This is a genomic window from Kitasatospora sp. NPDC059747, assembly GCF_042732955.1.
Lineage (GTDB): Bacteria > Actinomycetota > Actinomycetes > Streptomycetales > Streptomycetaceae > Kitasatospora.
The window spans coordinates 1-4343 of record NZ_JBHWGV010000242.1; the positions used below are offsets into that span (position 1 = coordinate 1).

The 4343-nt window shown below is 75.5% G+C and carries 3 protein-coding genes and 2 pseudogenes; all 5 read left to right on the forward strand.

All coding sequences use genetic code 11. From position 1 onward, the window contains the following. A pseudogene (locus ACFV4G_RS43040) lies at positions 1–459 on the forward strand (hypothetical protein); the annotation flags it as partial. Next, the gene (locus tag ACFV4G_RS43045) at positions 456–2012 is read left to right on the forward strand and encodes a vWA domain-containing protein (protein ID WP_380449050.1); all 1557 of its coding nucleotides are present in this window, start codon (positions 456–458) and stop codon (positions 2010–2012) included. The pseudogene ACFV4G_RS43040 and the gene ACFV4G_RS43045, both read left to right, overlap by 4 nt. Further along, the gene (locus tag ACFV4G_RS43050) at positions 2009–2659 is read left to right on the forward strand and encodes a 4Fe-4S single cluster domain-containing protein (RefSeq protein ID WP_380449052.1); all 651 of its coding nucleotides are present in this window, start codon (positions 2009–2011) and stop codon (positions 2657–2659) included. Before ACFV4G_RS43045 ends, ACFV4G_RS43050 begins: the two co-directional genes overlap by 4 nt. Further along, positions 2656–4035, forward strand: a complete 1380-nt coding sequence (locus tag ACFV4G_RS43055) for a hypothetical protein (protein ID WP_380449054.1) — start codon at positions 2656–2658, stop codon at positions 4033–4035. Before ACFV4G_RS43050 ends, ACFV4G_RS43055 begins: the two co-directional genes overlap by 4 nt. After that, positions 4032–4343, forward strand: a pseudogene (locus tag ACFV4G_RS43060) (ATPase); the annotation flags it as partial. The gene ACFV4G_RS43055 and the pseudogene ACFV4G_RS43060, both read left to right, overlap by 4 nt.

Genomic DNA, 4343 nt, shown 5'->3' on the forward strand with positions numbered 1-4343 from the left:
GACCCGGCGCTGGCCACCGTCCTGGGCGCCGCCCTGGTGGCGGCCGGGCTCGTCGACCCGGCCGACCGGTACCCGTACGAGGTGCTGATCGGCGCCCGGCGGGTCCACCGCGGGCGGCTCGCCGAGACCGAGCTGACGCTGTGCGGGCCGGGCTGCCTGGTGCCGGGCGGCGCCACCGTCTTCGCCGAGCGGGCCGGGCGCCGGGTCGCTGTCGGGGGCGCCGGCGAGCGGCCGCGCGAGGCCGAGGTGCGGGTCCGGGACGGGGCCGGCGGGCCCGCCGTCCGGGTCGGGGCGGTCACCCTGCCGGCGAGCCGGGCGGGCGAACGCTTCCACATCGGGATCGCGATGGCGGCGGCCGGCCCGACCCGGCTCGTGCTGCGGCCCGCGGGCGGCTCCGGCGAGCCGCACGAGTACCCGCTCGGCGAACTGCCGGGCGTCCTTGAGGGAGACCACCGATGAATCCGTCGCGCACGGCCCGGCCGCCGGCCGCGCTCCTGCTGCCCATCCTCCTGCTGGCCATCCTCCTGCCGGGCCTGCTCCGGCCCGGTGCCGCGCACGCGGCCGACCCGAACCGGCCCACGCGCGCCGAGGTCTACCAGGCCCTCGGTCTCGAACACCAGCCCGCCGACTACGTCGTCCTCGTCGACACGTCCCCGTCGATGACGCAGCAGGGCCGCTACGGGACGGTCCGCCAGACGCTCCAGACCTTCCTCTCGGGGCTCACCGGCGCGGACCACGTCGCCCTGTACACCTTCGACACCACCGTCGTCGCCCGCTACATCGGCGCCGCCGGGAACCCGACGGACATCCTGTCCCGCCTGCCCGCCGCCCCGAGTGCCAACGGCGACACCGACATCGGCGCGGCCCTCAACGCCGCGCTCGGCGAGCTGGAGCGCAGCGACGCCCTGCCGATCGCCTCCGTGGTGCTGATGACGGACGGCGAGAACGCCCCGGCGGCCGGCAGTGCCTACCCCGTCGCCGCCACCTCCACCTGGACGGCCGCCCTGCACGCGCGCGCCGCCAAGCTCGCCGGGCACACCGACCTCGTCGGCTACGCCCTGCCCCTGGCGACGGGCGCGACCGGCGCGGAGCTGCTGCGCCAGGTCGTCGCCGACACCCGGGAGCTCGTGCCCGGCAGCATCCAGGACCTCGGCTCCTACCTCCAGCGCGCGGGCGAGGACACCCGCCTCCGGCAGGCCCGCGCGATGCTCGCGCCGGACCACGGACAGGGCGTCACCGTGTCCTGGTCGGGGCCGCCGACGCTCGACCTGGGCAAGGGCGAGGCGACGGGCACGCTCTCGTTCACCTCGCACGCCGCCCGCCTGCCCCTCTCGGTCGACGGCATCGCCGTGTCCGTCGCCGGCCACCCCTTCGAGGTGTCGGGGCTGCCGTCCTCGCTGATCCTCTCCCCCCGCTCCACCCAGGACATCCCGGTGCGGATCACCGGCCGGCTCGACGGCGGACTGCTGACCCCGCAGCACGTGGAGCACACGAGCTCCACCCTGAAGGTCACGGGGACGGTCGGCTCGCCGTGGCAGCCCGCCCTCGCGCCGGACCTCCAGCTCGACATCCCGCCGGCGCTCCAGCCGGCCGGGCTCCCGGTGGACGTCTCCGGGCAGGTCGGCTCGGCGGCGACCCTGCCGCTCCTGATCGGCCTGCCGCTGCTGGTCCTGCTGGTGCTCGTCCTCGCGTGGCTGCGGGTGTACCGGCCCGCGCTGAACGGCGTGCTGCTCATCGAGCCGGCCTTCGGCGAGCAGATCCCCGAACACGTCCCGCTCACCGGCCGCCGGGTGCAGCTCCGCCCGGTGCTGGGCGGGGCCGGGCGGGTGCGCGGCCGGCGCCGGGTGTCGGAGCGCGGCGCCCGGATCGACCTGCGCATCCGCTACAGTCCGGACGGCTCGCAGGCCCGCGCGAGCTCCGTCACCTGCGCACCCGGCAGCCGGGTGGTGGCCGCGGGCACGGCGTTCGTCTACCAGCCGGTGCCGGCCGAACCGCCGGGGCGGCCGTCGTGACCGCCACTGCGGTGAACGTCGCCGCGACGCACGTCGGCACCCGGGCGCTCGGCCCGGGGCTGCGCTCGGTCGTGTGGGTGCAGGGCTGCCCGTTCACGTGCCGCGGCTGCATGTCCCCGGACTGGATCCCGGACCGGCCCGCCCGGCTCGTCAGCCCGGAGGCCCTCGCCACCGAGTTGCTCGCGAACGAGCGGGTCACCGGCCTGACGCTCTCCGGCGGCGAGCCGATGGCCCAGGCCACCGCCCTGGCCGAGACCGTCGAACTGGCGCGCGCCCGGCGGGACGTCTCCGTCCTCTGCTTCACCGGCCACCGCCTGGAACGCCTCCGCGAGCACCCGCCGCACCCGGACGTCCCCCGCCTGCTCGCCCTCGTCGACGTGCTCGTGGACGGCCTCTACGTGGCCGGGCACAACACCGGACGCGGCCTGCGCGGCAGCACCAACCAACGGGTGCACCGGCTCAGCAGCCGTTCCCGGGCCGAGGACCACGACTACGAGAACGGCCCGCGCAGCGCCGAGATCGCCCTCGACGGGCCCGAGGCCCTGCTCGTCGGCGTGCCGCCCACGGGCCTCCTGGAGGCCTTCGACACGGCCGTCACCACCGTACGGAACCGGATCGCGCAAGCAGACCCAGGGAGGGCACGATGAGCGGCCGCAAGCAGATCCAGGTGGACGAGTCCCAGTGGTACCGCCTGCTGAAGAGCGCCGACGAGCTGAAGACGGTCCGCCGGGACCTCCCCAAGCTCATCCAGGGCGTGCGCGAGCAGGCCCGCGCCGACATGGCCGGCGAGTTCGAGGCCGTGCGGCGCCGCCAGCAGCAGAGCGAGGAGGCCGTCCGCCGGCTCAGCGACCAGAACCGCGCGCTGGAGGAGGAGACCAACCGACGGCTCCACCAGCAGGCCGCCGACCTCCACCAGCGGCTGACCCATACGGCCGGAGAGCTGCGCGCCGAGACGCGCACGCAACTCGACGAGCAGCGGCGGAAGTTCGAGACCGATCTCGCCGAGGAACGCCGCGAGCGCCGCGCCGAGATCGCCGGACTCACCGCCGACGTCAAGGAGTTGCAGCACGACCGCACCAGGGCCGAACAGCTCTCCGCCACCTGGCTCGCCGACGCCGGCTCCATGGCCGATCTCATCGCCGACACCCTCCCTCACGAGCGCTACGCCCCGGGCGAGTTGGACGCCGTCCGACTGCGCCTCGGCCAGGCGCGCGGCAACCACGACCTCGGCCGCTACGACGCCGCGCTCGCGGTGGCCCAGGAGGGCTACTACACCCTCAGCGAGCTCCGCGTCCGCATCGAGCAGGCCGAACTGCTGCGCCGGTCCTGGCAGTCCGCGGCCGTCCAGGCGGTGCTGCTGGTCGAGCAGCAGGTGCGGCGCAGCGCGCAGCTGCCGGTCGTCGGACCGGATCAGCGGGAGATCCCCGGCTACTCGCTCGACGTCGACTTCTGGTCGGCCGGCGCCCTGGACGAACTCCGCGACCACCTCGACGAGTTGCTGGCGCGCTCGCGCGACGAGGCCACCACGGCCGAGGAGCTGGAGCGCATCTGCCGGGAGGAGGCGCCGGCCCTGGAGGCGCAACTGGCCGACACCGTGCGGCAGGCGCGCCTGTGCCAGCTCGCCTCGCAGATCCGCGTCAACCTCGCCGACGAGGTGGTCCAGGCGCTGGCCGAGACCGCGTTCTACGCCTACGTCGAGGACGACTTCGTCGGCTCCGACCAGCGCGGCGCCCACATCACCCGGCTCCGGCACGAGACCGGCAGCGAGATCGTCATCGACATCGACACCGCCGACCCGGCCTCCGGCCGCAACGTGATCCGGGTGATCTCCTCCGACCGCGACACCGAGGCGGAGGCCGACCAGCGCGCCCGCGCCGAGGCGGTGCGGCGGATGCTGGAGGCCGGCGGCCACCAGGCGCACGCCCCCGTCCCGATGCCGCGCCTCGAACCCGGCACCCCCGACCTCAGGACCGACGACCCCCGCTACGACCTGCGGCCCAAGCCCCAGGGCGAGGGCGCATGACCACACTCGCGCGCGGCGAACGCTTCCGCGACCTGCGCCTGAGCACCGACGAGCCCTTCACCGTCCTGTACGGCCCCGGCGTGGACGACGTCTTCGTCGACCCGGACTACCGGGTGCGCACCCTGGAGGAGACCCTCTGGGAGCTGCTCCACGCCGAGGGCTACCAGCGCATCGTCTACTCCTCGCTCAGCCGCCCGCTGTACTTCCGTGACCCGGAGTCGCGGCGGCTGAGCCGGCCGGGCGGGGAGCCCGCGCCCCCGCGGCCGCCCCGCGCCGGGCGGCGGCTGGGCGGGGCCCGTCGCTATTAC